The sequence below is a fragment of the Corallococcus silvisoli genome, from assembly GCF_009909145.1.
In the GTDB taxonomy this organism is placed as follows: Bacteria; Myxococcota; Myxococcia; order Myxococcales; family Myxococcaceae; genus Corallococcus; species Corallococcus silvisoli.
Genome location: NZ_JAAAPJ010000047.1, coordinates 1 through 2,072, shown reverse-complemented (window position 1 = coordinate 2,072; position 2,072 = coordinate 1). Strand labels below are relative to the sequence as shown.

Annotated in this window: 1 protein-coding gene and 1 pseudogene; both read right to left on the bottom strand. The window is 71.0% G+C overall.

Annotated elements, in window-relative coordinates; translation table 11 throughout:
- Positions 1-513 (bottom strand): annotated as a pseudogene (locus tag GTY96_RS36980) (DUF2380 domain-containing protein); the annotation flags it as partial.
- A 196-nt stretch (positions 514-709) separates the two neighbouring features.
- The gene (locus tag GTY96_RS36975) at positions 710-2,044 is read right to left on the bottom strand and encodes a hypothetical protein (protein ID WP_407926999.1); all 1,335 of its coding nucleotides are present in this window, start codon (positions 2,042-2,044) and stop codon (positions 710-712) included.
- Positions 2,045-2,072: the final 28 nt, after the last annotated feature.

Genomic DNA, 2,072 nt, shown 5'->3' with positions numbered 1-2,072 from the left:
GAGGTCCGCCAGCGTGGGCTCCATCATTCCCTGCACGCGATGAAGGTCGGCGAACAGCTTCTCGACGCTACACATCGGGCAGTTTCGGAGAATGGCGTCAGCGAGGTGGAGGAAGTCCACCCAGGTGGCCAGGACGAGGGTCCCGAACTGGGCCGCCTGGAGCCTGGGCCCCGCCATGCGAAGGAGGCCCAGCTCCATGTCCGTGTCGCCGACTTCCGAGGCCGCATCCGTCAACGCGGTGGCACTCCCGAGCGCACCATGCAGCCAACTCACCTGCTTGGAGCCTTGGTCGAGGTAGCGCGTGAAGACGCCGGTGAGGCTGAAGCCCCAAAGGTCCGGAGGACGGGCCGCCAGTTGGGTGAATGCGGCCTCGACGCCGCGCAGGGAGCCCTTCACCTCGTCCGTGGCATCGAGCATCGCCCGCCGCGTCGATGCAGCGCTCAGGGCTCCACCTCCGACCGCGCTGTCTCCCACGGCGGTCACTTCGTCCCGTGGCCCCTGGCGACGCAACATCCGTTGGAACATCTCGGGTCCCGAGACGGAGGACGGCGGAGAGCCCCACGCGCGTGGGGACGCATCGCTCGGAGCCTCCACCCACGCGGGCGCAGGAGCCGCACGAGGCGCGTAGCCCAAGCTCCGGCCACTCTTCGGAGCGTGCGGCGCGGAGGCGCATCCCGTGGCCAGCAGCGCCACGGCCAGCAACAGGGCGTCAGCGCGCATTGTCCACCCCCAGGCCCGCCGAGGCGAAAGCCCCGGGCCGCAGCGTCCCGTCCGGCGTGGGGAACAGCAGCGTGCCGCCCGTCCCCAGCGCGTAGAGCTTCCCTCCGAGGAATCGCCAACGGACCTCGGCGGCCCCCAGGTAGCGCGCGCCGGGCTGTCCCATGCCCACTCCGAGCCCCTTCACCGCCACTTCAAGGCTGCGCGCGAAGAGCTGCACCGCCACGCGCCCATCCACGTCGAAACGGCCCCACGAGAAGGCTTCCGCGCCCAGCGACAGCTTCAGGTGCTTGGAGAGACCGCCGTAGCGGACCGCGTCCCAGCCCACCTCCGCCTCGCCATAAGCCGAGTACCCGTCCGGGAAGGGCGCCTCCGCCAGCGGCACTCTCTCCGGCCCTGCGGCCTGGAAGCGCGCCAGTTCGTAGTCCGGGCCGAAGAAGCCCTGTCGGAAGCCGCCGTGCTGCCGGCGCACCTCCAAGCGCAGCCGCATGTCGAGCGTGGGCGTCAACGCATCCGCGCCCGCGCCCACCACGGCTCCCCATGCGCCGCCCTCACCTGGCTGTCCGCCCCAACCGGCAATCAGGTGGGCCTCGAAGCCCGGCCGCACCACCACCACGGCGGTGCCGTCCAGGTGCGCCAGTGTCACCGAGGGCGCGCGTCCTCCGGCCCGTCCCCAGTCATGCACGGCGGAGAGCGACAGCGTGTAGCGGCCCGGCTCGCGGGGCTGGCCGAAGAGGACGTGCTGCACATCCAGCGCGACTTCCGCCCCCACGAGGCGCGCGCCCAGCACGTCCGAGGCGAAGGCTTGCGTGTAGAGAGGGCCCAACGTCCCGGTGAGGAAGCCTCCCGCTGGGTGGTAGTCGGGATTGCTTCGATTGGAGTAGCGCCGCACGAGGTGCCCCGACAGCAGGCTGTAGGACTCCAGCCCGCCGAACCAGACGCCCACGGGCGCGTCGTCCGAGCCCAGCTTGAGGCCGCGCACCACCTGCCCGAAGTCCGAGAGGCTGTCCCAGTCCTCCCTCCGCACGAGGCCCGTGTCTTCCCCTCCACCCCACAGCCGCAGCCGCACCGGGGCGCCCAGGTTGAGGCCGAACTCCGCGCCTCCGTCGAGAATGAGCGTCGGCTCCACCTGGAGGAAGCCCTCGTTCGAGCCGATACCCGCGCGCGGCAACAGGGCCAACGTCGTCGCGTCCAGCCGCAGCAGGGAGCGCCACGCAGTGGCCCGCGTGCGCCGCTCCTCCTCCGTGGGCTTCACTTCCGGGACATCCTCTGCCCGTGTGTCCACCGGAAGCAGCAGCCACAGCCATACCGCCCAACGTCTCGTCATTCGCATACACGCCTCCCAGCAATGCCCC